Below are 24,413 nucleotides of genomic sequence, written 5' to 3' on the forward strand. Positions count from 1 at the left end.
CGGCCCGCCCGTTGGCGCGGGTTTGTTCGGGGCCCTTCGATCCTTTAACCCCCGCTGTAAGGGCGGGTTGTTAATCGCATCAATTATCCGGGCGGGGGGGGGCGCCCCGCTCGCCCCCCCCCGGCGACGTTCTGCCGGCTACTTCTTGGCCGTCGCCCACGCGTGCTGGAGCGCCAGGTCCGTCTTCAGCTCGGCGAGCTGGACCGCGACCGCCGAAGGCGCCGTACCGCCGCGCCCGTCCCGCGACGCCAGCGCGCCGGAGACATTGAGGACCGTACGGACCTCCGGGGTCAGATGCTCCGAGATCCCGGCGAACTGCTCGTCGGTCAGCTCGTCGAGCTCGATCCCCTGCCCCTCGCACACCTTGACGCACTCCCCCGCGACCTCGTGCGCGACGCGGAACGGCACGCCCCGCCGGACCAGCCACTCCGCGATGTCCGTGGCGAGCGAGAACCCGGCCGGGGCCAGCTCCGCCATCCGCTCCCGGTTGACCGTGAGCGTCGCCATCATCCCGGTGAACGCGGGGAGCAGGACCTCCAGTTGGTCGCAGGAGTCGAAGACCGGCTCCTTGTCCTCCTGGAGATCGCGGTTGTACGCGAGCGGCAGCGCCTTCAGCGTGGCCATCAGCCCGGTCAGATTGCCGATGAGCCGGCCCGACTTGCCGCGCGCCAGCTCGGCGATGTCCGGGTTCTTCTTCTGCGGCATGATCGACGAGCCGGTGGAGAACGCGTCGTGCAGGGTGACGAAGGAGAACTCCTTCGTGTTCCAGATGATGACCTCTTCGGCGATACGCGAGAGATTCACGCCGATCATCGCGGTGATGAAGGCGAACTCGGCGACGAAGTCCCGCGAGGCCGTGCCGTCGATGGAGTTGGCGGCCGAGCCGTGCTCGAAGCCGAGATCCGCCGCGACCGCCTCCGGGTCGAGCCCCAGCGACGACCCGGCCAGCGCGCCGGAGCCGTACGGGGAGACCGCCGTCCGTTCGTCCCACTGCCGCAGCCGCTCCGCGTCCCGCGAGAGGGACTGCACATGTGCCAGCACATGGTGGGCGAAGAGCACCGGCTGGGCGTGCTGGAGATGCGTACGGCCCGGCATGGCCACGTCCGGGTGTGCCTCGGCGAGACCCACGAGCGCGTCCTGGAGCTCGGCGACCAGTGCGCCGATGATCCGGGCGTGGTCGCGCAGATACATCTTGAAGAGGGTGGCGACCTGGTCGTTTCGGGACCGGCCGGCGCGCAGCTTGCCGCCGAGGTCCGGGCCGAGCTGTTCGAGGAGACCACGTTCGAGGGCGGTGTGGACGTCCTCGTCGGCGATGGTCCCGGTGAACGAGCCGTCGGCGACGGCCGCCTCCAGCCGGTCGAGCCCGGCGAGCATCCGGTCCAGCTCCTCCTCGTCGAGGAGGCCTGCCTTGCTGAGCACGCGCGCGTGCGCGCGGGAGCCCGCGATGTCGTACGGCGCCAGGCGCCAGTCGAAGTGCACGGACGCCGACAGCTTGGCCAGGGCCTCGGCGGGGCCGTCGGCGAAACGGCCGCCCCAGAGCCGGACGTCACCGGTGTTGCTGCTCACTGCGGGGGTGCTCCTTGGGGGTGCGGTCGTCGATCGCCGGACGGGCTCGGTCGGGTCAGGCCAGGTCGCGCTTCGCGGCGATCTTCGCCGAGAGACCGAACAGCTCGATGAAGCCCTGTGCCTTGGACTGGTCGAAGGTGTCGCCCGAGTCGTACGTGGCCAGGTTGAAGTCGTACAGCGACTCCTCGGAGCGCCGGCCGGTGACGACGGCCCGGCCGCCGTGCAGGGTCATCCGGATGTCGCCGGTGACGTGCTGGTTGGCCTCGTTGATGAAGCCGTCCAGGGCCCGCTTCAGCGGGGAGAACCACAGGCCGTCGTAGACCATCTCGCCCCACCGCTGCTCGACCTGCCGCTTGTAGCGGGCCAGTTCGCGCTCGACGGTGACGTTCTCCAGCTCCTGGTGGGCGGTGATCAGCGCGATCGCGCCCGGCGCCTCGTACACCTCACGGGACTTGATGCCCACGAGCCGGTCCTCGACCATGTCGATCCGGCCGATGCCCTGGCCGCCCGCCCGCTCGTTGAGCTGCTGGATCGCTTGGAGGACCGAGACGGGCTTGCCGTCGATGGCGACCGGGACGCCCTCCTTGAAGGAGATGACGACCTCGTCGGCCTCGCGGGGCTCCGCCGGGTTGGAGGTGTACTCGTAGATGTCCTCGATCGGGGCGTTCCAGATGTCCTCCAGGAAGCCCGTCTCGACGGCCCGTCCGAAGACGTTCTGGTCGATGGAGTACGGGGACTTCTTGGTGGTCGCGATCGGGAGGCTCTTCTCCTCGCAGAAGGCGATCGCCTTGTCGCGGGTCATCGCGTAGTCGCGGACCGGGGCGATGCACTTCAGCCCGGGGGCGAGGGCGACGATGCCTGCCTCGAAACGGACCTGGTCGTTGCCCTTGCCGGTGCAGCCGTGGGCGACGGTGTCGGCGCCGTGCTTCTTGGCGGCGGCCACGAGGTGCTTGACGATCGTCGGCCGGGAGAGCGCCGAGACCAGCGGGTAGCGGTCCATGTAGAGCGCGTTGGCCTTGATCGCCGGGAGGCAGTACTCCTCGGCGAACTCATCCTTGGCGTCCGCGACCTCGGCCTCGACCGCACCGCAGGCGAGCGCGCGCTTGCGGATGACGTCGAGGTCCTCCCCGCCCTGACCGACGTCCACGGCGACGGCGATGACCTCGGCGCCCGTCTCCTCGGCGATCCAGCCGATGGCGACGGAGGTGTCCAGGCCTCCCGAGTAGGCGAGTACGACGCGCTCGGTCACGGGTTTCTCCTTACGGTGCATACGCTGATGGGTATAACTATGCAGCCCTCCGTATGTTTTGTCAAAGCAGTCGCTGAGTGATCCCCCCGGTGCTCTCCGTGACCTCCGCCGCCAGCACCAGGGGGTGGCTGTGGTCCAGGTCCTTGGTGGCGGTGAGCAGGGTGAGGGTGTCGTCGGCGGCCAGTTCCCTGAGCCGTTCCAGGGCCTCGCCCGAGGCAGATCCGGCCGCCGCCAGCTCGGCGCGGTAGCGGTCGGCGAACTCCTCGAACTTCCCCGGATCGTGCCCGTACCACTTCCGCAGTTCGGCCGAGGGGGCCGCGTCCTTGAGCCAGTCGTCGAACGAGGCCTCGGTCTTGGCGAGCCCGCGCGGCCAGAGCCGGTCGACGAGCACCCGAGTCCCGTCGTCCGGCGCCGGCGGCTCGTAGACCCGTCGGACGCGTACGTCGTGCGTGGCCTTCTTCTTCGTCATGCGTCCCGGCCCATCCCGTCCCTCGGTCTCGACGCGCGCGATTGTCGGCGCCGACAATAAATGCCATGGGAAAGCACTACGAACGAATCGACGGCCGCATTCGTACATTCATCGAGGAACAGCCCCTCTTCTTCACCGCAACGGCCCCGCGCGCCGATGACGGTCACATCAATCTCTCGCCCAAGGGCCGCTCCGGCAGCCTCGTCGTACTGGACGAGTCGACACTCGCCTATCTCGACTTCGGCGGCAGCGGCGCGGAGACCATCGCCCATCTGCGCGAGAACGGCCGCATCACCCTGATGTGGTGCGCGTTCGACGGACCGCCGAAGATCCTGCGGGTGCACGGGCGCGGGGAACCGGTCTTCCGGGACGATCCGCGCTGGGCCGAGTACATCGGGCACTTCGCGGACGCGGACGGGCCGAGCGCGCGGGCGCTCATCCTGGTCGGCGCGGTACGGATCAGCGACTCGTGCGGATTCGCCGTTCCCTTCATGGAGTACCGGGAGGAGCGCACCCAGCACGCGACGCACTTCGCCCGGAAGACGGACGACGAGTTCGCGGAGTACTGCGAGAAGAAGGAGTACGTGGGCGTGAGCCTGGACGGGCTGCCCGCCCTGCCGCTGCCGCTGCCCGCGCGTACGGACGGCGCCGGCGCCGGCTCCCCGCCCCGGACGGACCAAGCCGCGGGATCCTGAGAGGCCGTCACCCGGTCACCGGCGTACGGTCCGAGCATGCGCACCCTTCTCACGCTCGGGTCGGTCCTGCTCGCCGTCGTCGCCACGGTCGCGGCCGGCCCCGTCGCGCCCGCGGGTACCTCCGTGCCGCTCCCCGAGCGGATGGCCGACACCGGCGGCGGCAGCCAGCTGATCACTGCCGAGGCCGCAGCAACCGGCTCGACCACGGGGCGCCTCACCTGGTGGGACCGGCGCGGGAGCCGCTGGGTGGCGGCGGGGTCGGCGGACGCGCGGTTCGGGGCCGGCGGGCTGGTCAAGGGCACCGAGCGCGTGCAGGGCGGATCGACCACGCCGACGGGGCTGTACGACCTGCCGTACGCCTTCGGCATCCGGCCCGCCCCTGCGGGGACCCGTTTCAGCTACCGCCCGGTGACCGACCGGTCCTGGTGGTGCCAGGACAACGACTCGCGCGCGTACAACCGCTGGGTCGAGGACCTGCCGGCCGACTGCCGTGCGGCGGAGGCCGAGCGTCTGAGCGCGTACGGCGCGCAGTACGCCCGCGCCCTGGTCATCGGCTTCAACTACGACCGGCCCGTGCGCGGCCGGGGCGCCGGGATCTTCCTGCACGTCAACGGCAAGGGCGCGACGGCCGGTTGTGTCTCCGTACCGGCCGGCGCGATGAGCCGCATCCTGGCGTGGGCCGACCCCGGGCGCTCACCGCACATCGCGGTGGGCACGGCGTCCGGCCGTACGGCCATCACGAACTACTGACCCGGCGGCGTACCCGCTCAGGCGTTCAGCCGTCCTTCTGGGCCAGCCGCAGCAGATGGTCCGCCAGCGCCTGGCCGCCCGCCGGGTCGCGGCTGATCAGCAGCAGCGTGTCGTCGCCCGCGATGGTGCCGAGGATGGGGCGCAGTTCCGCCTGGTCGATGGCCGATGCCAGGAACTGGGCGGCGCCCGGCGGCGTACGGAGCACCACCAGGTTGGCGGAGGCCTCGGCGGAGATGAGCAGTTCGCCGGAGAGCCGCCGCATCCGCTCCTCCTTCGCCGACTCGCCGAGCGGGGCGTGCGGGGTGCGGTAGCCGCCCTCACTGGGGACCGCGTAGATCAGCTCACCGCCGGTGTTGCGGATCTTCACGGCGCCCAGCTCGTCCAGGTCGCGCGAGAGCGTCGCCTGGGTGACGTTCAGACCGTCGTCGGCGAGGAGCTTGGCGAGCTGGCTCTGGCTGCGGACCGGCTGCCGGTTGAGGATGTCCACGATCCGGCGGTGGCGCGCGGTGCGGGTCTGCGGGACGGAGGGGCCGTTGTGCTCCGGTGGTGCCTGCGCCTCGGTCATCGTCTTCTCATTCCCCGGATCGTCCGTCCCCGTTGGTCCCGTGGGTGGTGTCGAGGATGCCGGGCAGGGCCCGGAGGAACGTTTCCACCTCGTCGTCGCCGATGATCAGCGGTGGCATGAGCCGTACGACATCGGGAGCTGGCACGTTCACCAGAAAACCGGCATCCTGAGCCGCCTGCTGCGCCTGCGGCGCGAGCGGTTCGGTGAGCACGATACCCAGCAGGAGCCCCGCGCCACGGACATGCGAGACCAGCGGGTGTCCGAGCGCCTCGATTCCGTCCCGCAGCTTCTCCCCGAGCCTCTTCACCGTGTCGAGCGTCCCGTCGGCGCCGAGCGTGTCCAGGACGGCGAGTCCGGCGGCGCAGGCGACGGGGTTGCCGCCGAAGGTCGTCCCGTGCTGACCGGGCCTGAGCAGATCGGCCGCCGGGCCGAAGGCGAGCGTCGCGCCGAGCGGCAGGCCGCCGCCGAGACCCTTGGCGAGCGTGACGACATCGGGCTCGACGCTCTGGTGCGCCTGGTACTCGAACCAGTGCCCGGTGCGCCCCACCCCCGTCTGGACCTCGTCGAGGACCAGCAGGGTGCCGGTGGCGCGGGTGATCTCCCTGGCCGCTTCGAGATAGCCCCGGGGCGGGACGACCACGCCGTTCTCCCCCTGGATCGGCTCGATGATCAGCAGCGCGGTCTCCTCGGTGACGGCCGCCCTGAGGGCGTCGGCGTCTCCGTACGGAACATGCGTCACATCGCCGGGCAGCGGCAGGAACGGCTCCTGTTTGGGCGGCTGCCCGGTGAGCGCGAGCGCGCCCATCGTGCGGCCGTGGAAGCCGCCGTCGGTGGCGACCATGTGGCGGCGGCCGGTGAGCCGGCCGATCTTGAACGCGGCCTCGTTCGCCTCGGCGCCCGAATTGCAGAAGAAGACACGGCCGGGGCGGTCGGCGAGGTCGATGAGCCGTTCGGCGAGGGCGACGGGCGGGGCTGCGATGTAGAGGTTCGACACATGGCCGAGGGACGAGATCTGCCGGGTGACCGCGTCGATGACGGCGGGGTGCGCGTGGCCGAGCGCGTTCACGGCGATGCCGCCGACGAAGTCGGCGTACGCGTTGCCGTCGGCGTCCCAGACGGTGGCGCCGGCGCCGCGCACGAGGGAGAGCTTCGGGGTGCCGTAGTTGTCGGCCATCACGTGCCGCCAGCGGCGCGTGAGTTCCTGGTTGCTGTCGTCGGTCATGACGCTCCCCCTGTCGTGGTCTCCGTGGTCCCGGATGTCGCCGCGGTCGCGTGCTCCTGGCCGTCGGGGACGACCATCGTGCCGATGCCTTCGTCGGTGAAGATCTCCAGCAGGATCGAGTGCTGTACGCGGCCGTCGAGCACGCGGGCGGTGTTGACCCCGTTGCGTACGGCGAACAGACAGCCCTCCATCTTCGGCACCATGCCGCTGGACAGCTCGGGCAGCAGCTTCTCCAGCTCGCTCGCCGTGAGCCTGCTGATCACGTCGTCGTTGTTCGGCCAGTCCTCGTACAGGCCCTCGACATCGGTGAGCACCATCAGCGTCTCGGCGCCGAGGGCCGCGGCGAGCGCGGCGGCGGCGGTGTCGGCGTTGACGTTGTAGACGTGTCCGTCGTCGGCGCTGCGCGCGATGGAGGAGATGACCGGGATACGGCCGTCGGCGAGCAGCGCCTCGATGGCGCCCGGGTCGATCTCGGTGATCTCGCCGACCCTGCCGATGTCGACCAGCTCGCCGTCGATACGGGGCCGGTGCCGGGTCGCCGAGATGGTGTGCGCGTCCTCGCCGGTCATCCCGACGGCGAGCGGGCCGTGCTGGTTGAGCAGCCCGACGAGCTCGCGCTGGACCTGGCCGGCGAGCACCATCCGTACGACGTCCATCGCCTCGGGTGTGGTGACCCGCAGCCCGGCCTTGAACTCGCTGACCAGCCCGTGCCGGTCGAGCTGCGCGCTGATCTGCGGCCCGCCGCCGTGCACGACGACCGGCCTGAGACCGGCCTGGCGCAGAAAGACGACGTCCTGGGCGAAGGCGGCCTTGAGGTCTTCGTCCACCATGGCGTTGCCGCCGAACTTGATGACGACGATCTTGCCGTTGTGGCGGGTCAGCCAGGGCAGCGCCTCGATGAGGATCTGCGCCTTGGGCAGCGCGGTGTGCTTGCGTGCGGTCATGAGCTGTACGCGCTGTTCTCGTAGACGTAGTCGGCGGTGAGGTCGTTGGTCCAGATGACGGCCGACTCGCTGCCGGCGGCGAGGTCGGCGGTGATCCGTACCTCCCGGAAGCGCATGTCGACCAGGTCGCGGTCCTCGCCGACGGAGCCGTTCTTACAGACCCAGATGTCGTTGATGGCGACGTTGAGCCGGTCGGGGTCGAAGGCGGCGGAGGTCGTGCCGATCGCGGAGAGCACCCGGCCCCAGTTGGGGTCCTCGCCGTGCAGGGCGCACTTGAGGAGGTTGTTACGGGCGACGGAGCGGCCCACCTCGACGGCGTCGTCCTCGCTCGCCGCGTTGATCACCTCGATGCGGATGTCCTTGCTCGCCCCTTCCGCGTCGCCGATGAGCTGGCGGCCGAGGTCGTCGCAGACGGCGCGGACGGCCTCGGCGAACTCCTCGTAGCCGGGCGTCACCCGGGCGGCGCCGGAGGCGAGCAGGAGCACCGTGTCGTTGGTGGACATGCAGCCGTCGGAGTCGACGCGGTCGAAGGTGGTACGGGTGGCGGCGCGCAGGGCCGAGTCGAGGGCGGAGCTGTCGACGTCGGCGTCGGTGGTGAGCACGACGAGCATGGTGGCGAGACCGGGGGCGAGCATGCCGGCGCCCTTGGCCATACCGCCGACGGTCCATCCCTCGCCGCCCGCGACGGCCGTCTTGTGCACGCTGTCGGTGGTCTTGATGGCGATGGCGGCCTTCTCGCCGCCGTGCGGGGAGAGTTCGGCCGCGGCCTTCTCGACGCCGGGCAGCAGCTTGTCCATCGGGAGGTTGATACCGATGAGCCCGGTGGAGGCGACGGCGATCTCGCCGGGGCTGTGGGTCCCGGGCTCGGCCTCGTTCAGTACCTCGGCGACCTTCTCGGCGGTGGCGTGGGTGTCCTGGAAACCCTTGGGGCCCGTACAGGCGTTGGCGCCACCGGAGTTGAGGACGACCGCGGAGATCCGGCCGCCCTTGACGACCTGCTCCGACCAGAGGACGGGGGCGGCCTTGACGCGGTTGGAGGTGAAGACGCCCGCGGCGGCGCGGCGCGGACCGGTGTTGACCACAAGGGCCAGGTCCGGGGTGCCGCTGTCCTTGATCCCGGCGGTGATGCCCGCCGCCGTGAATCCGCCTGCTGCCGTGACGCTCACTGCAACTCCTTCTTCGGCCGGGTGGTGTGCGTGTTGGTGTGGGTGGTGGTGTCTTTCGTGGCGCGGCTGTGGGGAGCCTGGCTCACGGTGCGACGCCGGTGGCCGGGAGCCCGGTCTCCTCGGGCAGCCCGAGGGCGATGTTCATGCTCTGGACCGCGCCGCCCGCCGTGCCCTTGGTGAGGTTGTCGATGGCGCTGATCGCGATGACGCGCCGGGCGTTCTCGTCCAGGACGACCTGGACCTGTACGGCGTTGGAGCCGTACACGGACGCGGTCGCCGGCCACTGGCCCTCGGGCAGGAGCTGGACGAACGGCTCGTCGGCGTAGGCCTTCTCGTACGCGCCGCGGATGTCGGCCGCGGTGACGTCAGGCCGCGCCTTCGCGGAGCAGGTGGCGAGGATGCCGCGGGGCATGGGGGCGAGGGTGGGGGTGAAGGAGACGCCGACGCGCATGCCCGCGACGGCGCTGAGGTTCTGGATCATCTCGGGGGTGTGCCGGTGGCCGCCGCCGACGCCGTACGGGCTCATGGAGCCCATGACCTCGGAGCCGAGCAGATGCGGCTTGACGGCCTTGCCCGCGCCGGAGGTGCCGGTGGCGGCGGTGATGACGGCCTCCGGCTCGACCAGGCCTGCGCCGTACGCGGGGAAGAGCGCGAGCGAGACGGCCGTCGGATAGCAGCCGGGCACCGCGACGCGTCTGGACCCCTCCAACGCGGCGCGGCTGCCCGGCAGTTCGGGGAGGCCGTAGGGCCAGGTACCGGCATGGGGGGAGCCGTAGAACGCCTCCCAGTCGGCGGCGTCCTTCAGCCGGAAGTCCGCGCCCATGTCGACCACGAGCACCTCGTCGCCGAGTTGCTGGGCGACGGCGGCGGACCGCCCGTGCGGCAGGGCGAGAAAGACGACGTCGTGACCGGCGAGCACGTCGGCCGTGGTCGGCTCCAGGACCCGCTCGGCCAGCGGCCCGAGGTGAGGCTGGAGCGTACCGAGGCGCTGACCGGCGTTAGAGTTCCCGGTGAGAGCACCGATCTCGACGCCGGGGTGTCCCAGGAGCAGCCGGAGCACTTCCCCTCCGGCATATCCACTGGCTCCCGCCACCGCTGCACGTACTGCCATCGAAGCCCTCCTCGTCGATGGCATGACTATACGTAACTACGCAGCTTTATGCAATGGGCCCGTGGCCGGACCGCCTGAGGGGGCCGGCTGTTCCGCGCCGGCGCCACCTTCGACCCCGACCAGGAGTAGCGTGCCGCCGGCCTTCGTTCACCGGATCACCAAGTACGACCCCGCCGACCGTGACGAGCACGGCGGCTACCGGGGCGCTGAGGATACGGTCAGCGACCACGGGCCGGTCGAAGCCGCGTACCTGGCCGCGGTCTCCGCCTTCGCGAAAGCCGCGGGCATTGACCGGCTGGAGATCCGTGAGCCCTCCGTCACCGGGTTCGTCCACTTCGGTGCCCGGCCGGCGGTCGAGGGACATGGTCTCGGCGAGCTTTTCCCGGCCGGCCTCGCCGCCTACCACGACGGGGCCGAGGTCTCCCTGGCGGTGGCCCTGGAGCTGATCCGCGTCATGCTCCGCGAACAGGGCGCCTGGTGCCGGCTGGAGGCGGGAGACGTGTTCACCGTGCACGTCGGGTGGGACCAGTACGTGTACGTGGGCAGCGACCGGCCCTGCACGGACGCCGTGGCCCGTACACGCGCACTCGGCCTCTTCCCGGAACCGCTGACGGCTTCCCCTTACGCCGCGGAACCAGAGGTGACAGAGGTGGCCGACGACGTCTTCTGGGCGTCCGTGCGCACCGAGCTGGCGGCGCGACAGGGGCTTCTCCTGGAGGAGACCTACATGGTCAACGCCACACGCCGGCACCGCCTCACCACGGAGAACCTCGACGCGGTCCGTGCCGGTCTCGGTCCGCGAGCCCTGCTGACCGTCTGGCCCGACCTGCGACCCGACGTCGGGGCGATCCTGGCCGCACTGCCATCCGAATGGCACATGGAGTTCGTCTGGGAGGCGCAGGACGGAACGATCAGAGACGTGGTGGTCGATGAGACCGAGTACCAGGAGCTCGCCGCCCTGCTGGCCGACGCGCGGGCGGCCCGCGCCCTGCCCCTCCACCTCGACGAACGCCACCCGCTCCTCCACGCCGCCCTGCCCGACGGCGACGGCGTGCTGCGCGCACGATGGTGACCCGATTCGTGAAAGCCGCCCCGACGAAACCCTGCGCGCCGGCCACGCTCGGGCAGCGCCGTTCACCGGTTGGCGGCCAGCACTGCCGCGAGGCCCTCTCGCAGATCCTTGACGAAATACTCGGGGACCTCCAGGGACGGGAAATGTCCCCCGGTCTCGGGTGACCTCCAGCGGACGATCCGGCGGTAGCGCTCCTGTGCCCAGGTGCGCGGGCTCTTCTCGATGTCGCGGGGGTACATCGTGATCGCTGACGGGACGTCGACCCGGAGTTCGGGGTCGAGTGAGTTGTGGCTTTCGTAGTAGATGCGGGCCGCCGACGCGCCGGTCCGCGTCAGCCAGTACAGGGTGACGTCGTCAAGAACGCGGTCCCTGGAGATCATCTCGAACGGGCTGTCCTCGGTGTCCGACCACTCGGCGAACTTGTCGAGGATCCAGGCAAGAAGCCCGACCGGTGAGTCCACGAGTGAGTAGCCGATGGTCTGCGGCCGGGTCGCCTGCTGCTTCGCGTACGCCGCGCGGTGGTGCCAGAAATCGCGGGTTTCCTCGGTCCACCGGCGCTCGACCGCCGTCAGCCCGTCCGTCGTCAACCCGGGCGGCGCTTCCGCGAACGTGGTGTGGATGCCGAGAACGTGCGCCGCGAACCTGCCGCCGAGGACCGTGGTGATGTTGCCTCCCCAGTCGCCGCCGTGGGCCACGAACTCGCTGTAGCCGAGCCTTCCCATCAGCTCGACCCACGCGGCCGCGATCTTCTCGGTTCCCCACCCGGTCGTGGCCGGCTTCTCGCTGTACCCGAAGCCCGGCAGCGACGGGACCACGACGTGGAACGCCGGCGCGTCCGCGTCTTTCGGATCCGCCAGCTCCTCGACCACATCGGTGAACTCGGCAATGCTGCCCGGCCAGCCGTGCGTCAGGATCAGAGGAGTGGCATCCGCGCGCGCGGACCGGCGGTGCAGGAAGTGGATTCCCAGACCGTCAATGGTCGTACGGAACTGGCCGATCCGGTCGAGGCGCTCCTCGAACGACCGCCAGTCATAGCCGGTGCGCCAGTAGTTCACGACATCGACAAGGTCGGCCAGAGGAACGCCCTGCTCCCACCGGCGAGAGCCGGGCGCGGCGCCATGAACCGTCTCGGCCTCCGGCAGTCGCGCCGCGGCCAGTCGTACGCGCAGATCGTCGAGATCGGCTTCGGTCGCGTGGGCTTCAAATGCTTGCACGTCGCTGGTCGGACGGGGCATGAGACCTCCTGGCTTCCTGGAACCGGCTAAGACGGTTCTAACAGCTCTCCGAGCCACGCCGCAACCGGCTAAGGTGGTTCCATGCGCGCCGGCTTCCCTGACTTCCGCCTCGGTTCGGTGCTGGCGACCAGCTTCACGGGGACTCTGTCGGAGCGTCATGGCGACGCGGTGGAACGCATTCCCACACCGCGGCGACTCATCGACTGGCTGGCCGTGTACGGCCTCGCCGTGGACTCGTGCACCACCGCCCAACTCGACCTCGCCCGGGAACTGAGGGAGTCGATCCACGCCGCCGCGACAGCGGCCGCGATCCAGGACGCTCTCCCCGCACCCGCCGTCCACGTCATCAACGACCGCAGTGCCCAGGGTCGGGCCGCGGCCGTCCTGACGCCCGAGGGCAAGCGGCAATGGCAGCTCAGCCCGGCTTCCCGCGTGGAAGACGCCCTCAGCGTGATCGCCGCCGACGCGATCAGCATCATCTCGGGGGAACGGGACGGAAAACTGGCCCTCTGCGCTTCGCCGAGCTGCCGAGCCGCCTTCTTCGACACCAGCCAAAGCCGCACCCGCAAATGGTGCGACATGAACACATGCGGCAATCGTCAGAAGAAAGCGCGGTTCAACGCCAACCAGCGCAAAAAACCCGGATCAGCGGAGTGACCGTCAGCTCGGCGCTCGGCCACACCACTCCCGCCCCCATCAGGGCTTTATGTTCTCCAGGTCCGCCAGAAGGCTCGGGTGCCTCGGCTCCCAGCCGAGGGTCCCCCGGGTGTGGGCGCTGGACGAGGGCTGGTCCGCCGCGAAGATCGGGCCCAGAGCGCCGTAGGTCTCCGGCGGCACCGACTCGACCGGCACGCCCAGCCGTCGGCCGATGACCTCGGCGATGTCACGCACGCTGTCGCCCTCGTCCGCCACGGCGTGCCAGGAGCTGCCGGCCTGCGCCCCCTCCAGGGCGAGCCGGAAGAGCACGGCCGCGTCGAGCGCGTGGACGGCCGGCCAGCGCTGTGCGCCGTCGCCCGGGTAGCCCGACACTCCGCTCCGGCGTGCGATGCCGGTCAGCAGACCGGCGAACCCGCCCGCGCCCTGGTGGTGAACCGTACGCGGCAGACGTACGGCCGTGCTCCTGACCCCGCGCGAGGCCAGGCCCAGGGCCGCCATGACCGCGCGACCGCGACCCCCGACAGGACCTTCGGTCGCCGGCGGGTCCGACTCGGTGGAGGCACGGCCCGGCACATGCGGCGTGCCCGAGGCGGTGACGAAGGGGCGGTCGCTGCCGACGAGTTCCTCGCCGAGGACCGCGATGGCGGCGCTTTCCTCGGCGACCGCCTTCTCGACGGCCTCCGGGCTGCTGAAGTCGTTGGCGAACGCCAGGTGGATCACCCCGTCGGCCTGGCCGGCGCCGGCGCGAAGGACGTCCAGATCGGCGAGCCCTCCCCGGAGCGGCTCGGCGCCGGCCGCCTCGGCGACCAGCGCGGACGCGTCGGAGCGGGCGAGGGCGAGGACGGTGTGGCCGTTGCCGAGCAGTTCGGCGACGACGGCGGACCCGATCAGACCGGTACCGCCAGTGACGAAGACGCGCATGGAAATCTCCCGCGAGTGATGGGACTCTTGTCCCGTCACTGTAGCAGAGTGACGGGGCAAGAGTCCCATCACGTAGAATGCGGCCATGGGCCGATGGGAACCAGGGGCGCGCGAACGTCTTGTCGTCGCGGCGGTCGACCTCTTCACCGAGCAGGGGTACGACGCGACGACGGTCGCGCAGATCGCCGAGCGCGCCGGGGTCACCAAGAGCACCTTCTTCCGGCACTTCCCCGACAAGCGCGAACTGCTGGTGGCCGGTCAGGAGACGCTGAGCCGGCTGCTGGCCGAGGGGATCGCCGAGGCGCCCGACGACGCCGGGCCGCTCCAGGCGGTCGCCGCCGGTCTTGAGCGTGCCTCCGGCGCGATGGGCGCCATGAACCGGGATCTCGCCCCTCGCCTGAAGGCGGCCGTCGCCGCCAGCGCCGAACTCCAGGAGCGTGACGCCCTCAAGAGCGTCAGCCTCGCGGCCGCGATGACAACCGCTCTGGCGGCCCGCGGCATACCGGGTCCGACCGCCGCGCTCGCCGGTGAACTGGGCCTTCTCGCCTTCAAACGGGGCTACGCCGAATGGTCCGACGGCGCCAGGGGCGCGGACGACCAACTGGCCGGGTACGTCCTGACGGCCCTCGACGAGCTGCGCGCGGCGAGCGCGTCGCTGGGGTGAGGCCCGGCGTCGCAGCAGGGCCCGACCGGCCCGCTAGGCACAGTCGTTGAGGCCCTTCGCGTGGGCCAGGGCGCTGGGGGTGCGACAGCCGACGATCGCCGGGGCCTCCTGGATCAGGGTGTCGTCGGTGAGCGCCTCCACCATGAACAGGGCGTAATCCACACGGCGGGTCAGATTGCCGGCCAGGATCGGGTCGCCGACATGGCGGCTCCAGACGGGCAGGCCCTCACTCTCGCCCTCCTTGAGAGTGCTGCCGCGCACCACGGTCCACGCGGTGTCGCCGGCGAACACGCGGCCGCACGCCTCCACCTGGTCGTCGATCTCGACGGCGCGGACCAGCTTGCCCAGCGCGGCGGAGGCGCCGAGGGCCGCGCGGAAACATCCGTGAGTACGCGTCCTTGCCGTCGCGGGTGATGTGCCAGCCGCACGAGAAGATCAGACGTGCCCCCGGCCGGGCGTGGTCGAGCACCGCCTGCGCCGTACCGGAGGAGTACTGCCGCACACCCCACGGCACCAGCACCGTCAGCACTCCGTCGCATCCGGCGACCGCTCGCTTGATCACGCCGGGGTCGTTCGTGGGTCCGGGGACGATGGTGATGCGGCCTTCGAACGCGGCCAGTTTCGGCACGCTGCGCTCGCGGCAGACGCCGACCACCTCGTAACCGCGCTCCAGCGCGTGGCGAACCATGTACTGCCCGAGCTTCCCCGAGGCCCCGACGATGCAGATCTTCTTCGCGTTGTCCGTGCCCATGACGCGGCCCCTTCGCCGGAGTGGCAACCTTATCCTGTAAGGCAAGTTAGCCTTATGCCGTAAGGCGGTCAAGAGGAGCGAGAAGGAGGGCGGATGCCCGAGGGAAACAAGGGCACGGGCGACGGTGCGGGCCGCGGTCCGGGCGCGGGCAGGAGCACGGCCCGCGGCGGGCGCAGGACGTCGGCGCGTACGCCGCTCAGTCGCGAGCGCGTGATCCGTACGGCGGTGGCGGTGGCGGACGAGAAGGGAACAGCCGCGCTCACCATGCGGGCCATCGCCGAACCGCTGGGCGTCGAGGCGATGTCGCTTTATCACCATGTCGCGGGCAGGGAGGACATCCTCGACGGCATGGTGGACGCGGTGTTCGGCGAGATCGAGCTGCCGCCGCGCGACACGGACTGGAAGAACGCCATGCGCCGCCGCGCGGACTCCGCCCGTGCCGTGCTCGGCCGCCATCCGTGGGCCGTCGGCCTGATGGACTCCCGGACCCGGCCCGGCCCGGCGACCCTGGGTCACCATGACGCGGTCATCGGCGCGTTGCGGGCGGGAGGGTTCTCCGTCCCGATGGCCGCGCATGCCGTGTCGCTGATCGACAGCTATCTGTACGGCTTCGTGATCCAGGAGGTGAGCCTGCCGTTCAGCAGCTCGGCGGAGCTGGACGAGGTCGCGGAAACCATCCTGAGCGACATGCCCGCCGACGCGTACCCCCATCTCACCGAACTCGCCGTGGAGCACGCCCTCAAGCCCGGCTACTCCTACGGAGACGAGTTCGCCTTCGGCCTCACCCTCATCCTGGACGCGCTGCACCCGGACGAGGACGGGGTGACGGACGTCGTATGAAGGGCGCCGAGCTGATCACCCCGGAGGGCGGGTACTTCCGGGACGCGCGGTCCGCCCCGGTCTATCCGACCAGCGTCTGTGTGCCAAGCACCGTGAGCAGCGCGAGGCGTTCCGCGTCCTCCGTGCCGGGCTCGGCCGTGTAGATCATGATGCGCAGGTCGCTCCCGGCCACGGTGAGTACGTCGCAGTCCAGTGTCACCGCCCCCACCTGCGGGTGGTCGATCGTCTTGCGCGCGGCCTCGTGGCGGCCGACGGTCCCGGAGTCCCACAGCTCCGCGAACCGCTCGCTGCCGGCGCGCAGTTCCGCGACCAGCCGCCGCAGCCGCCGGTCGGCCGGATAGCGGCCGGCGGCGGCACGCAGGTCGGAGACGAGCGCGCTCTCGAACAGGCGCAGCGACTCGGGCGTGTGGCGTGCCCGCGTGCCTGGGCCCAGGAAGTGCCGCCACACGCCGTTGCGCGCGTTACCGCGCCAGTCGGAGGGATCTCCCATCAGCGCGGCGTACGGCGGGTTGGCCGTGAGCAGCGTCCAGGACGCGTCGTACACCGCGACAGGCGTCCCGGCGAGTCGGTCCAGCAGGCGCTGGACGCTCGCGCTGAGATACGCCGGTACGGTGTCCGCCCCCGGCGGCACCAGCCCGGCCAGCCGGAACAGGTGCTCGCGTTCCGTGGCCGACAGCCGCAGGGCTCTGGCCAGGGACTCGACGACCTGTGTCGAGGGGTTGGCCGCGCGGCCCTGTTCGAGCCGGGTGACATAGTCCGCGGAGATGCCGGCCAGCATGGCCAGTTCCTCGCGGCGCAGTCCCGGCGCGCGCCGGTGCCCGCCGATGGTCAGTCCGGCGGCCTCCGGGGAGACCCGGTCGCGCCACCGGTGCACCGCCTGTCCGAACTCCGCTTCCGCCATGTCCACCAGTGTGCGCCCCGGACGGCGCGGCGTCCTGGTACCACCAGTCCCAGGAAAACGGGACGTCTGGTTGACGATCCGCCTCGGCCGGAGGCTGAAGCCATGACTACGACACTGATCACCGGGGCCAACAAAGGCCTCGGTTTCGAGACCGCCCGCCGCCTCGTCGCCGCGGGCCACACCGTCTACCTGGGCAGCCGCGACCCGGAGCGCGGACGCCGCGCCGCCGAGCTGCTGGGTGCGCGGCCGGTCGTCATCGACATCACCGACGACGCGTCCGTCGCCGCAGCGGCGAAGACCGTCGAGGCGGACGGCGGACTGGACGTACTGATCAACAACGCGGGCGTCGAAGGGCGGACGCCGGACCGAGGCGTGATCGGCGCCGGGGAGGTGACCGCCGACGACGTGCGCGCGGTCTTCGACACGAACGTCTTCGGGACGGTGCGCGTGACCCACGCGTTCCTGCCGCTGCTGGAGCGGTCGGCCGCCCCGGTGGTGGTCAACGTCAGCAGTTCCCTCGGCTCGATGGCCAGGGTGACGGAGCCGGGCTCACCGGCCGCCGCGTACCCGGGCGTGGCCTATCCGGCGTCCAAGACGGCGGTCAACATGATCACGGTCCAGTACGCGAAGGCGTTCCCGGCCATCCGGATCAACGCGGTGGAGCCCGGCTACACGAAGACGGATCTGAACGGGAACACCGGTACGCAGACCGTCGAGGAGGGGGCGGAGATCATCGTACGGATGGCCCAGGTGGGCCCGGACGGCCCGACCGGCGGCTACTTCGACGTGACGGGTCCGCTGCCCTGGTAGAGGCACCGAAGCCGCACCCCGTCGAACGCCCCACGGCCACCGTCACTCGGGCCACGGCGAGTCCAGGATCGTACGCACGAAGTCGCCGCGCTCGAAGCCGGGCACGTAGTGGGCGAGGACGTCGGCCTTGACGTTGCCGAAGGTGGTCTCCGGCTTGTGCCGGACGCCGTCGGTGAAGGCGCCGAGGATGCGCTGCTTGAAGCCAGGACGCGGGTGCAGCGCGACGACGGCGGTGCGGTCGTCGTCGCCGATGTCGTGGTATCCGATGCCGAGGACGTCGTACTCGACGCCCGCGGTCACCAGTGCCACCTCCGGCTCCATGAACTCGGGGACGCCCGGGGTCGTGTGCAGGGCGATCGCGGTCCAGACGCGCCGGACGCTGTCCTCGGGCACCTGGTACGCCCGGAGGAAGCGACGTGCCTCGTCGGCGCTGTCGACCTCGAAGCGCCGGCCGCTGGTGTGGAAGGGTTCGCCGAGGCCCAGGTCGTGGAACATGGCCCCGATGTAGAGGAGTTCGGGGTCGAAGGCGAGATCGCGGTTGCGCCCCTGGAGGCTGCCGAAGAAGTAGACGCGGCGCGAGTGGTCGTAGATCAGTTCGCTCACGGTGTCGCGTACGAGCTCGGTCGCCGCCCGCGCGAGCTTCGTGTCCGGCACGCTCACGCCCGCCGGTGCGGAGGGGTCGTAGGCCATCGTCATCACCTGGTCCTTCTGCTCGCCGGTCCGTGTGGGGAGCCGGTCGCCCCGGCCCGCTTCTCCAGTCTCCTGAGCCGGTGACCCGCGTGCCATGACCACAGGGCCGGATGCCCCACAGACCCGGGCACACGCCCCGCCGTACCCGGCCGCTGTCGGCCGCTTGACTTCGAGAACGCTCCAATACGTACCGTCGGACCATGACTACTCCTCAGCGCAAGATCGGTTCAGGCTTCGGCGCGACGAGCACCGCCGAAAAGGTTCTGCGGGGCGTGGACCTCGGCGGGAAGCTCGCGGTCGTCACCGGCGGCTACTCGGGGCTGGGGCTGGAGACGACCCGCGCGCTGGCCGGCGCGGGCGCTCGGGTCGTGGTGCCCGCCAGGCGGCGCGCCGCCGCCGAGGAGGCCGTCGCCGGGATCGAGGGACCGGCGGGGAAGGTCGAGGTCGGCGAGCTCGACCTCGGTGACCTCGACAGCGTCCGCGCGTTCGCCGAGGGGTTCCTCGCGTCCGGGCGCGGCATCGATCTGATGATCAACAACGCCGCGGTCATGGCGTGCCCCGAGACCCGCGTCGGACCGGGCTGGGAGGCGCAGTTCGCGACGAACCACCTCGGCCACTACGCGCTCGTCAACCGCCTCTGGCCCGCGATCGAGCCGGGCGGCGCCCGTGTCGTCTCGGTGTCGTCGGCAGGTCACCGCCACTCCCCCATCCGCTGGGACGACATGCGCTTCGAGCGGGGTTACGACAAGTGGCAGGCGTACGGGCAGGCGAAGACCGCCAACGCGCTGTTCGCCGTCCATCTGGACGCGCTCGGCAAGGACGCCGGGGTCCGGGCCTTCTCGCTGCACCCCGGTGGCATCCTCACGCCGCTTCAGCGCCATCTTCCCAAGGAGGAGATGGTGGGCTTCGGCTGGATCGACGAGGAGGGCAACCCGCTCAACCCGTCCTTCAAGTCACCTGAGCAGGGCGCGGCCACGCAGGTGTGGGCGGCTACTTCACCGCGACTGGCCGGTGCGGGCGGGGTGTACTGCGAGGACTGCGACATCGCCGACCCGGCCGACGAGGACGACTTCAAGGGCGGGGTACGCACATACGCGGCGGACCCCGAGCAGGCGGCGCGGCTCTGGCGGCTCTCCGCCGAACTGACGGGCGTCGACGCGTTCGCGACGGCGGGCTGAGGGCTTCGCGCCAGGGGCGCGCACCACGCACACCGCGCACACGGCGGGCCCCGGTCAGACGCGAGCGTCGAGGCGCAGGCTCCAGCGGCCCGGGGCGCCCATGAGGGTGACCGTGGAGAGCGGGCGGACGTCCACGTTCCAGAAGGTCGGTGCGGGGGCGTGCAGGGCGTAGACGAGGGCCGCCCTGATGACCGCCGGTTCGGCGACGGCCACGATGGCGCCGATGTTGTCGGCGGGGCGTGTGTCCAGCCAGCCGCCTATACGGGAGATGAACGCCAGCAGCGGTTCGCCCCCGTGCGGCGCCGAGCGTGGGTCGGCGAGCCAGGCGTCCACGGCGGCGGGTTCACGGGCTGCGACGTCCGCGAAGGTGCAGCCGCGCCAGCGGCCCATGTCGCAGTCCCGGAGCGCCGGCTGGACCAGGGGCGCGTAGCCGAGGGCCTCCCCGGTGGCGCGGCTGCGCGCGGTGGGCGAGCAGTAGCGCAACTCGGCGGCGGCCAGCGGCACGAGCGAGTGCGCGACGAGCTGCACCTCGTGCCAGCCTGCCTGGTCGAGGGGGCGGTCGTCGTCGAATCGTTCGGCAAGTGGGGCTGAGCTGCGCGCGGCGGCGACCAACGTGACCCGAACACTCATGCCGGGATCGTGATCCCCAAAACGGCACAGGTCAAGAGGGGACCTGAAGGTCCAGAGTCATCCACATCAGGGGGTTTTCGAGTGACTTGAACCCCACCTTCTCGTACACGCCGTGGGCGTCCTCCGTGGCCAGCATCATGCGCCGCACCCCCAGGGGGGTGAGGTGGCCACGTACGGCGGCGACGAGTTCGGTGCCGAGCCCCTTGCCGCGGGCGACGGGGGCGACGTACACGTCGCAGAGCCAGGCGAAGGTGGCGTGGTCGGTGACGACGCGGGCGTAGGCGACCTGTTCGCCCGAGCCGGCGTCGTAGGCACCGAAGTTGAGCGATCCGGCGATCGCCTTGTCCTGGACGTCGCGGTCGCGGCCGAGCGCCCAGTACGCGTCCGTCGAGAGCCAGCGGTGGATCCGGTCCGCGTCGAGGCGTGCGGGGTCGTTCGAGATCTCGTACGCGGCGGAGGTCGCGGGGGTCGTCGTCTCGGTCATGGCGGAAGGCTGCCAGGTGGCGGGCCGATTGTCAGTGGCGGATGCCACGATCAAGGCATGTGGGATCCAGGCATCTGGAAAGGCATGTGGTCAGTTCAGCACCTCGTCGCAGGCGGTCCGCAGCCGCCGCACGCCGTCGGCGATCTCCTGCGGTCCCGCGACGGCCGCATATCCCAGCCGCAGATGGGCTGCTGAGGGTTCGGCACAGAAGTACGGGCGGCCGGGGGTGACGGCGACGCCCGCGCGCAGGGCGGCGGAGACGAGGGCCTGTTCGTCGGTGCCGTCCGGCAGGCGCAGCCACAGGTGATAGCCGCCTGACGGGATGTACGGGAGGGCCAGTTCGGGCAGGTGCCGGCCGACGGCTCCGGTCATGGCGTTCCTGCGGTCGCGCAACTCCCCCGGGAGGAAGCGCAGATGGCGGTTCCAGGCGGGTGAGCCGACCAGTTCGAGGGCCGCTTCCTGGAGGGGGCGGGCGACGAAGAAGCAGTCGACGACATGGATGGCGCGGAGGCGTTCGAGCACCGGGCCCCGGGCGGCCAGCACCCCGACCCGGAAGCTGGGCGAGGTCGCCTTGGTGAGGGAGCGGACATGGACGACGACTCCGTCGTGGTCGTCGGCGGCGAGCGGGCGGGGCAGCGGGCCCGCGTCCTCGTGGGCGAGGAGGCGTACGAAGTCGTCCTCGATGACGAAGGCGCCCGCCTCGTGGGCGATGCGCAGCACCTCGGGCCGCCGCGCCGGGGAGAGGACGGCCCCGGTGGGGTTCTGGAAGAGGGGCTGACAGACGAACACGCGTGCGCCGGTGGCCCGGAAGGCGGCGGCGAGGAGTTCGGGGCGTACGCCGTCGGGGTCGACGGGCACGGGGACGGGGCGCAGTCCGGAGGCCCGTGCGATGGCCAGCATGCCGGGATAGGTGGGTGATTCGACGAGGACGGGCGCGCCGGGCGGGGCGAGCGCGCGCAGGGCGGTGGTCAGGGCGCTCTGGCCACCGGAGGTGACGAGGAGTTCGGCGGCCGTCCAGGTGTCGCCGATGTCGCGGGCGAACCACTGGCGGAGTTCGGGCAGTCCGTCGGTGGGCGGGCGGCTCCACGCGCCGGGGCGTCTGCCGGCGCGGGCGAGGGCGCCGGCCATGGCCTGTTCGGGCTGGAGGGAGGAGTGCAGATAGCCGCCGTTGAACTCGATCACCCCGGGTGGGGGCGCGGCGAGGGTGGTCAGTACGGCGGAGGAGTCGACGCTGCGCGGGACGAGTTCGGTGGTGGCGTCGGCGCTGAGCGCGACCTCCTGCCAGGAGGTGTCCCCCGGCCGCGGTGTGCCGGGGCGGGCGGGCGCGCGGAAGGATCCGGCGCCGGGACGGGTGACGACCAGGCCCTCGGCGGAGAGCTGGGCGAGTGCCCGGGAGACGGTCACCGGGGAGACGCGGTACCGCTCGACCAGCTCCCTGCTGGACGGCAGCTTTCCATCAGGTGAGTAGCGGTTGAGCTCTTCCCGGAGGGACTTCGCCAAGTCGGCCACACTGCTACGCTCATGCATGACAGCACAGGATAGCGCTACTCGTCCGACGCCGGTAGCGGTCACCGGCGGCACCCTCCTCGCGGCGGGGGGCGTTCTCGCCTTCTCGCTGACCTTCCCCGCGACCGTCTGGGGGCTGGAGAGCTTCGGCCCCTGGTCCCTGGTCGCGATCCGCGGCGTGCTGGCCGCGCTGATCGCGGGCGGCTTTCTGCTGGCGGTGCGCGTGCCGGTCCCGGAGCGGCGGCACTGGGGCGCGCTCGCCGTGGTGGCCGCCGGTGTGGTCATCGGTTTCCCGATGCTGACGACGCTGGCCCTCCGGACCTCGACCACGGCGCACGCCGCCGTCGTGGTGGGGCTGCTGCCGCTGAGCACCGCCGCGTTCTCGGCGCTGCGCACCGGCAGGCGCCCGTCGCGGACGTTCTGGGGCGCGGCCGTAGCGGGCGCGGGCGTGGTGATCGCCTTCACCCTCCAGCAGAGCGGCGGGGCCGTCTCGACCGGTGATCTGTATCTGTTCGGCGCGCTGGTGGTGTGCGCGGCCGGCTATACGGAGGGCGGCAGACTGGCGCGGCTGATGCCGGGCTGGCACGTGATCGGCTGGGCGCTGGTCGCGTGCCTGCCGCTCAATCTGGTGGTCTCGGCCGTCGCCCTGTCCTTCGAGCCGGTACGGCTGACGGCCCAGGGGGTGACCGGTCTGGTGTGGGTGGCGGCGGGATCGACCTTCTTCGGCCTCTATGTCTGGTACCGGGGCATGGCCACGATCGGGGTCGAGAAGGCGAGCCAGCTCCAGCTCGCCCAGCCGCTGCTGACCCTGGTCTGGTCGGTGCTGCTGCTCGGGGAGCACCCGGCGACGGCCGCGCCACTGGCGGCCGTCGCCGTACTGCTGTGCATCGCGGTCACCCAGCGCGCCCGCGCCTAGGCCGTGTCTTTCCGATCAGGACGGATCAGCCCTGCCGGGGCGGGCGTACCCGGGACTTGTAGTGGTCGGCCACCGCCCTCGCGAACGCTCCGTTCTTGTCGTTCACGCACTCCAGCGCGGAGAAGTAGCAGTGCCCGCGAACCTCCCGGTACTGCTTCGCGAAGGTCAGATGACGGGAGACCTCCGCCACGTCCTGCCACGGCGCGGGCTGGGCGGGGTCGCCCGCCTTGTAGAGGGCCTCGCCGATGTAGAGGTCGACGCCCGTGCCCCTGACCACCTCGCTCCACCAGGGCACGAGCTTCGCGTAATCGGCGGCGGCGAAGCCGATGTTCCAGTAGATCTGCGGGGTGATGTAGTCGATCCAGCCCTCCTTGACCCACTTGCGGGTGTCGGCGTACAGATCGTCGTAGGTCTGCACGCCGGCCGTGGTGTCGGAGCCGGTCGGGTCGGTGGCGATGTTGCGCCACACCCCGAACGGGCTGATGCCGAAGGCGACATGCTTCTTGATCTTCTTGATCCGCTCCGCCGTCTCGCGCACCAGCCGGTCGGTGTTGTCGCGCCGCCAGGAGGCCTTGTCGGGGAAGCCGGCGCCGTACTTCGCGTACTGCGCGTCGTCGTCGAAGACCTGACCGGCGACCGGGTAGGGATAGAAGTAGTCGTCCCAGTGCACGGCGTCGATGTCGTAGCGCCGTACGGCGTCGAGCATGGCGTCCTGGACGAACTTCCTGACCTCGGGGATGCCCGGGTTGTAGTAGAGCTTCCCGCCGTACGGAAGGATCCACTCCGGGTGCTTGCGGGCGGGGTGGCTCGGGATCAGCCGGGACGGGTCCGTGTGGTTGGCCACGCGGTACGGGTTGAACCAGGCGTGCAGTTCGAGACCGCGCTTGTGGGCCTCCTTCACCGCCGTACCCAGCGGGTCCCAGCCCGGGTCCTTGCCCTGTACGCCGGTCAGGCACTCGGCCCACGGCTCGAACGGCGAGGGCCACAGCGCGTCGGCGGTCGGCCGTACCTGGAAGACGACGGCGTTCAGCTTCCGCGTGACGGCGGTGTCCAGGAACTTCAGCAGCTCCGCGCGCTGTTCGGCCGCGGGCAGTCCTGGCTTCGACGGCCAGTCGCGGTTGACGACCGTCGCGAGCCACATCCCGCGCATTTCACCGCGCGGGATGTGACGACCGGACCCGGCGGCGCCCTCCGCGCCCGCCGCCGCTCCGGTCTCCCCACTCGTCCCCGCGGTACCCGCCCTACCCGCCGCGGCGACCGCGTCGCCCGCCACCGCCAGTGAGGTGAGCGCACCGGCCGTTGCCGTCACGAACCCTCTTCTACCGATTTGCCGCATTTACTGACCCCTCGTCGGTTATCTCGGTCGGATGTTGCCGCACAGCATGCCCGCCCCGGCCCGCCGTGCACACACCTGCGCGGAG

27 protein-coding genes are annotated in these 24,413 nt (G+C 71.1%); 9 read left to right on the forward strand and 18 right to left on the reverse strand.

All coding sequences use genetic code 11. From position 1 onward, the window contains the following. Positions 1-138: 138 nt before the first annotated feature. The 3 genes from argH to ACFWV8_RS19760 form a co-directional block, all read right to left on the reverse strand. Positions 139-1,566 (reverse strand): argininosuccinate lyase, encoded by a 1,428-nt coding sequence (gene argH, locus ACFWV8_RS19750; RefSeq protein WP_384203534.1) that lies wholly within the window; start codon positions 1,564-1,566, stop codon positions 139-141. Between the two features lie 55 nt (positions 1,567-1,621). Next, positions 1,622-2,815 (reverse strand): argininosuccinate synthase, encoded by a 1,194-nt coding sequence (locus ACFWV8_RS19755; protein ID WP_384203536.1) that lies wholly within the window; start codon positions 2,813-2,815, stop codon positions 1,622-1,624. Positions 2,816-2,876: 61 nt separating this feature from the next. Continuing rightward, positions 2,877-3,284, reverse strand: a complete 408-nt coding sequence (locus tag ACFWV8_RS19760; protein WP_384203538.1) for a DUF488 domain-containing protein — start codon at positions 3,282-3,284, stop codon at positions 2,877-2,879. A gap of 65 nt (positions 3,285-3,349) precedes the next feature. Here ACFWV8_RS19760 and ACFWV8_RS19765 point away from each other — a divergent pair, with 65 nt between their 5' ends. Both ACFWV8_RS19765 and ACFWV8_RS19770 read left to right on the forward strand, forming a co-directional pair. Beyond that, positions 3,350-3,979 carry a pyridoxamine 5'-phosphate oxidase family protein gene (locus ACFWV8_RS19765; RefSeq protein WP_384203540.1) on the forward strand — a complete coding sequence of 210 codons (630 nt, stop codon included), beginning with the start codon at positions 3,350-3,352 and terminating at the stop codon, positions 3,977-3,979. Positions 3,980-4,015: 36 nt separating this feature from the next. Then, complete coding sequence (locus tag ACFWV8_RS19770; RefSeq protein WP_384203543.1) at positions 4,016-4,729, forward strand: L,D-transpeptidase; 714 nt, start codon at positions 4,016-4,018, stop codon at positions 4,727-4,729. Positions 4,730-4,754: 25 nt separating this feature from the next. On the opposite strand, the gene ACFWV8_RS19775 is transcribed toward ACFWV8_RS19770, so the two are convergent. The 5 genes from ACFWV8_RS19775 to argC form a co-directional block, all read right to left on the reverse strand. Further along, positions 4,755-5,294, reverse strand: coding sequence for an arginine repressor (locus ACFWV8_RS19775; protein WP_329389760.1), 540 nt, complete (start codon positions 5,292-5,294; stop codon positions 4,755-4,757). Between the two features lie 7 nt (positions 5,295-5,301). Beyond that, positions 5,302-6,516: an acetylornithine transaminase gene (locus tag ACFWV8_RS19780; protein ID WP_384203545.1), complete on the reverse strand. Its 1,215-nt coding sequence runs from the start codon at positions 6,514-6,516 to the stop codon at positions 5,302-5,304. Beyond that, positions 6,513-7,460, reverse strand: coding sequence for an acetylglutamate kinase (gene argB, locus ACFWV8_RS19785; RefSeq protein ID WP_384203548.1), 948 nt, complete (start codon positions 7,458-7,460; stop codon positions 6,513-6,515). The genes ACFWV8_RS19780 and argB overlap by 4 nt, the downstream gene beginning before the upstream one ends. Then, entirely contained in the window at positions 7,457-8,626 is a 1,170-nt protein-coding gene (gene argJ, locus ACFWV8_RS19790; RefSeq protein WP_384203550.1) for a bifunctional glutamate N-acetyltransferase/amino-acid acetyltransferase ArgJ, read from the reverse strand. Before argJ ends, argB begins: the two co-directional genes overlap by 4 nt. 82 nt (positions 8,627-8,708) lie before the next feature. Then, a complete protein-coding gene (gene argC / locus ACFWV8_RS19795) occupies positions 8,709-9,737 on the reverse strand; it encodes an N-acetyl-gamma-glutamyl-phosphate reductase (RefSeq protein ID WP_384203552.1) in 1,029 nt (342 codons plus the stop codon). Between the two features lie 130 nt (positions 9,738-9,867). On the opposite strand from argC, the gene ACFWV8_RS19800 reads away from it, so the two are divergent. After that, positions 9,868-10,809 carry an RNA-binding protein gene (locus tag ACFWV8_RS19800; RefSeq protein WP_384203555.1) on the forward strand — a complete coding sequence of 314 codons (942 nt, stop codon included), beginning with the start codon at positions 9,868-9,870 and terminating at the stop codon, positions 10,807-10,809. 62 nt (positions 10,810-10,871) lie between these two features. Here the strand turns inward: ACFWV8_RS19800 and ACFWV8_RS19805 are convergent, their stop codons facing one another. Further along, positions 10,872-12,044: an epoxide hydrolase family protein gene (locus ACFWV8_RS19805; protein ID WP_384203558.1), complete on the reverse strand. Its 1,173-nt coding sequence runs from the start codon at positions 12,042-12,044 to the stop codon at positions 10,872-10,874. Positions 12,045-12,125: 81 nt separating this feature from the next. On the opposite strand from ACFWV8_RS19805, the gene ACFWV8_RS19810 reads away from it, so the two are divergent. Next, entirely contained in the window at positions 12,126-12,701 is a 576-nt protein-coding gene (locus ACFWV8_RS19810) for a CGNR zinc finger domain-containing protein (RefSeq protein ID WP_384203561.1), read from the forward strand. A gap of 39 nt (positions 12,702-12,740) precedes the next feature. Here the strand turns inward: ACFWV8_RS19810 and ACFWV8_RS19815 are convergent, their stop codons facing one another. Beyond that, positions 12,741-13,622, reverse strand: a complete 882-nt coding sequence (locus ACFWV8_RS19815; RefSeq protein WP_384203564.1) for an SDR family oxidoreductase — start codon at positions 13,620-13,622, stop codon at positions 12,741-12,743. Positions 13,623-13,707: 85 nt separating this feature from the next. On the opposite strand from ACFWV8_RS19815, the gene ACFWV8_RS19820 reads away from it, so the two are divergent. Beyond that, the gene (locus tag ACFWV8_RS19820) at positions 13,708-14,286 is read left to right on the forward strand and encodes a helix-turn-helix domain-containing protein (protein WP_329389742.1); all 579 of its coding nucleotides are present in this window, start codon (positions 13,708-13,710) and stop codon (positions 14,284-14,286) included. A gap of 33 nt (positions 14,287-14,319) precedes the next feature. Here the strand turns inward: ACFWV8_RS19820 and ACFWV8_RS19825 are convergent, their stop codons facing one another. Further along, positions 14,320-14,547, reverse strand: a complete 228-nt coding sequence (locus tag ACFWV8_RS19825; RefSeq protein WP_384203568.1) for a hypothetical protein — start codon at positions 14,545-14,547, stop codon at positions 14,320-14,322. Continuing rightward, positions 14,513-15,037, reverse strand: a complete 525-nt coding sequence (locus ACFWV8_RS19830) for an NAD(P)H-binding protein (protein WP_384203570.1) — start codon at positions 15,035-15,037, stop codon at positions 14,513-14,515. Before ACFWV8_RS19830 ends, ACFWV8_RS19825 begins: the two co-directional genes overlap by 35 nt. Before the next feature lie 93 nt (positions 15,038-15,130). Here ACFWV8_RS19830 and ACFWV8_RS19835 point away from each other — a divergent pair, with 93 nt between their 5' ends. Then, positions 15,131-15,877 (forward strand): TetR/AcrR family transcriptional regulator, encoded by a 747-nt coding sequence (locus ACFWV8_RS19835; RefSeq protein ID WP_384203573.1) that lies wholly within the window; start codon positions 15,131-15,133, stop codon positions 15,875-15,877. 61 nt (positions 15,878-15,938) lie between these two features. Here ACFWV8_RS19835 and ACFWV8_RS19840 read toward each other — a convergent pair whose 3' ends face one another. Continuing rightward, entirely contained in the window at positions 15,939-16,778 is an 840-nt protein-coding gene (locus tag ACFWV8_RS19840) for a helix-turn-helix transcriptional regulator (RefSeq protein WP_384203576.1), read from the reverse strand. A 102-nt stretch (positions 16,779-16,880) separates the two neighbouring features. Here ACFWV8_RS19840 and ACFWV8_RS19845 point away from each other — a divergent pair, with 102 nt between their 5' ends. After that, a complete protein-coding gene (locus tag ACFWV8_RS19845) occupies positions 16,881-17,588 on the forward strand; it encodes an SDR family NAD(P)-dependent oxidoreductase (protein WP_384203579.1) in 708 nt (235 codons plus the stop codon). Positions 17,589-17,630: 42 nt separating this feature from the next. Here ACFWV8_RS19845 and ACFWV8_RS19850 read toward each other — a convergent pair whose 3' ends face one another. Beyond that, complete coding sequence (locus tag ACFWV8_RS19850) at positions 17,631-18,278, reverse strand: HD domain-containing protein (protein WP_384203762.1); 648 nt, start codon at positions 18,276-18,278, stop codon at positions 17,631-17,633. 200 nt (positions 18,279-18,478) lie between these two features. On the opposite strand from ACFWV8_RS19850, the gene ACFWV8_RS19855 reads away from it, so the two are divergent. Continuing rightward, positions 18,479-19,456 (forward strand): SDR family NAD(P)-dependent oxidoreductase, encoded by a 978-nt coding sequence (locus ACFWV8_RS19855; RefSeq protein WP_384203582.1) that lies wholly within the window; start codon positions 18,479-18,481, stop codon positions 19,454-19,456. Between the two features lie 54 nt (positions 19,457-19,510). On the opposite strand, the gene ACFWV8_RS19860 is transcribed toward ACFWV8_RS19855, so the two are convergent. The 3 genes from ACFWV8_RS19860 to ACFWV8_RS19870 form a co-directional block, all read right to left on the reverse strand. Further along, the gene (locus ACFWV8_RS19860; RefSeq protein WP_384203585.1) at positions 19,511-20,086 is read right to left on the reverse strand and encodes a histidine phosphatase family protein; all 576 of its coding nucleotides are present in this window, start codon (positions 20,084-20,086) and stop codon (positions 19,511-19,513) included. A gap of 31 nt (positions 20,087-20,117) precedes the next feature. After that, the gene (locus tag ACFWV8_RS19865) at positions 20,118-20,570 is read right to left on the reverse strand and encodes a GNAT family N-acetyltransferase (protein ID WP_384203588.1); all 453 of its coding nucleotides are present in this window, start codon (positions 20,568-20,570) and stop codon (positions 20,118-20,120) included. Positions 20,571-20,660: 90 nt separating this feature from the next. Further along, positions 20,661-22,097: a PLP-dependent aminotransferase family protein gene (locus tag ACFWV8_RS19870; RefSeq protein ID WP_384203591.1), complete on the reverse strand. Its 1,437-nt coding sequence runs from the start codon at positions 22,095-22,097 to the stop codon at positions 20,661-20,663. On the opposite strand from ACFWV8_RS19870, the gene ACFWV8_RS19875 reads away from it, so the two are divergent. Continuing rightward, entirely contained in the window at positions 22,096-22,992 is an 897-nt protein-coding gene (locus ACFWV8_RS19875; protein WP_384203594.1) for a DMT family transporter, read from the forward strand. The genes ACFWV8_RS19870 and ACFWV8_RS19875 overlap by 2 nt on opposite strands. Before the next feature lie 25 nt (positions 22,993-23,017). On the opposite strand, the gene ACFWV8_RS19880 is transcribed toward ACFWV8_RS19875, so the two are convergent. Then, positions 23,018-24,328 carry a glycoside hydrolase family 10 protein gene (locus ACFWV8_RS19880; RefSeq protein ID WP_384203597.1) on the reverse strand — a complete coding sequence of 437 codons (1,311 nt, stop codon included), beginning with the start codon at positions 24,326-24,328 and terminating at the stop codon, positions 23,018-23,020. Positions 24,329-24,413: the final 85 nt, after the last annotated feature.

This window comes from Streptomyces sp. NPDC058665, assembly GCF_042714995.1.
Taxonomy (GTDB): domain Bacteria; phylum Actinomycetota; class Actinomycetes; order Streptomycetales; family Streptomycetaceae; genus Streptomyces.

What these genes read in the sequence shown, in the direction of transcription:
- ACFWV8_RS19780 (WP_384203545.1), bottom strand. Translation starts at nt 6,516, where the DNA reads ATGACCGACGACAGCAACCAGGAACTCACGCGCCGCTGGCGGCACGTG.
- ACFWV8_RS19850 (WP_384203762.1), bottom strand. Translation starts at nt 18,278, where the DNA reads ATGGCCTACGACCCCTCCGCACCGGCGGGCGTGAGCGTGCCGGACACG.
- ACFWV8_RS19820 (WP_329389742.1), top strand. Translation starts at nt 13,708, where the DNA reads ATGGGCCGATGGGAACCAGGGGCGCGCGAACGTCTTGTCGTCGCGGCG.
- ACFWV8_RS19855 (WP_384203582.1), top strand. Translation starts at nt 18,479, where the DNA reads ATGACTACTCCTCAGCGCAAGATCGGTTCAGGCTTCGGCGCGACGAGC.
- ACFWV8_RS19875 (WP_384203594.1), top strand. Translation starts at nt 22,096, where the DNA reads ATGACAGCACAGGATAGCGCTACTCGTCCGACGCCGGTAGCGGTCACC.
- ACFWV8_RS19810 (WP_384203561.1), top strand. Translation starts at nt 12,126, where the DNA reads ATGCGCGCCGGCTTCCCTGACTTCCGCCTCGGTTCGGTGCTGGCGACC.
- ACFWV8_RS19880 (WP_384203597.1), bottom strand. Translation starts at nt 24,328, where the DNA reads ATGCGGCAAATCGGTAGAAGAGGGTTCGTGACGGCAACGGCCGGTGCG.
- ACFWV8_RS19830 (WP_384203570.1), bottom strand. Translation starts at nt 15,037, where the DNA reads ATGGGCACGGACAACGCGAAGAAGATCTGCATCGTCGGGGCCTCGGGG.
- ACFWV8_RS19805 (WP_384203558.1), bottom strand. Translation starts at nt 12,044, where the DNA reads ATGCCCCGTCCGACCAGCGACGTGCAAGCATTTGAAGCCCACGCGACC.
- argB (WP_384203548.1), bottom strand. Translation starts at nt 7,460, where the DNA reads ATGACCGCACGCAAGCACACCGCGCTGCCCAAGGCGCAGATCCTCATC.
- ACFWV8_RS19770 (WP_384203543.1), top strand. Translation starts at nt 4,016, where the DNA reads ATGCGCACCCTTCTCACGCTCGGGTCGGTCCTGCTCGCCGTCGTCGCC.
- ACFWV8_RS19860 (WP_384203585.1), bottom strand. Translation starts at nt 20,086, where the DNA reads ATGAGTGTTCGGGTCACGTTGGTCGCCGCCGCGCGCAGCTCAGCCCCA.
- ACFWV8_RS19865 (WP_384203588.1), bottom strand. Translation starts at nt 20,570, where the DNA reads ATGACCGAGACGACGACCCCCGCGACCTCCGCCGCGTACGAGATCTCG.
- ACFWV8_RS19765 (WP_384203540.1), top strand. Translation starts at nt 3,350, where the DNA reads ATGGGAAAGCACTACGAACGAATCGACGGCCGCATTCGTACATTCATC.
- ACFWV8_RS19775 (WP_329389760.1), bottom strand. Translation starts at nt 5,294, where the DNA reads ATGACCGAGGCGCAGGCACCACCGGAGCACAACGGCCCCTCCGTCCCG.
- ACFWV8_RS19815 (WP_384203564.1), bottom strand. Translation starts at nt 13,622, where the DNA reads ATGCGCGTCTTCGTCACTGGCGGTACCGGTCTGATCGGGTCCGCCGTC.
- ACFWV8_RS19835 (WP_384203573.1), top strand. Translation starts at nt 15,131, where the DNA reads ATGCCCGAGGGAAACAAGGGCACGGGCGACGGTGCGGGCCGCGGTCCG.
- ACFWV8_RS19840 (WP_384203576.1), bottom strand. Translation starts at nt 16,778, where the DNA reads ATGGCGGAAGCGGAGTTCGGACAGGCGGTGCACCGGTGGCGCGACCGG.
- ACFWV8_RS19760 (WP_384203538.1), bottom strand. Translation starts at nt 3,284, where the DNA reads ATGACGAAGAAGAAGGCCACGCACGACGTACGCGTCCGACGGGTCTAC.
- ACFWV8_RS19845 (WP_384203579.1), top strand. Translation starts at nt 16,881, where the DNA reads ATGACTACGACACTGATCACCGGGGCCAACAAAGGCCTCGGTTTCGAG.
- argC (WP_384203552.1), bottom strand. Translation starts at nt 9,737, where the DNA reads ATGGCAGTACGTGCAGCGGTGGCGGGAGCCAGTGGATATGCCGGAGGG.
- ACFWV8_RS19870 (WP_384203591.1), bottom strand. Translation starts at nt 22,097, where the DNA reads ATGCATGAGCGTAGCAGTGTGGCCGACTTGGCGAAGTCCCTCCGGGAA.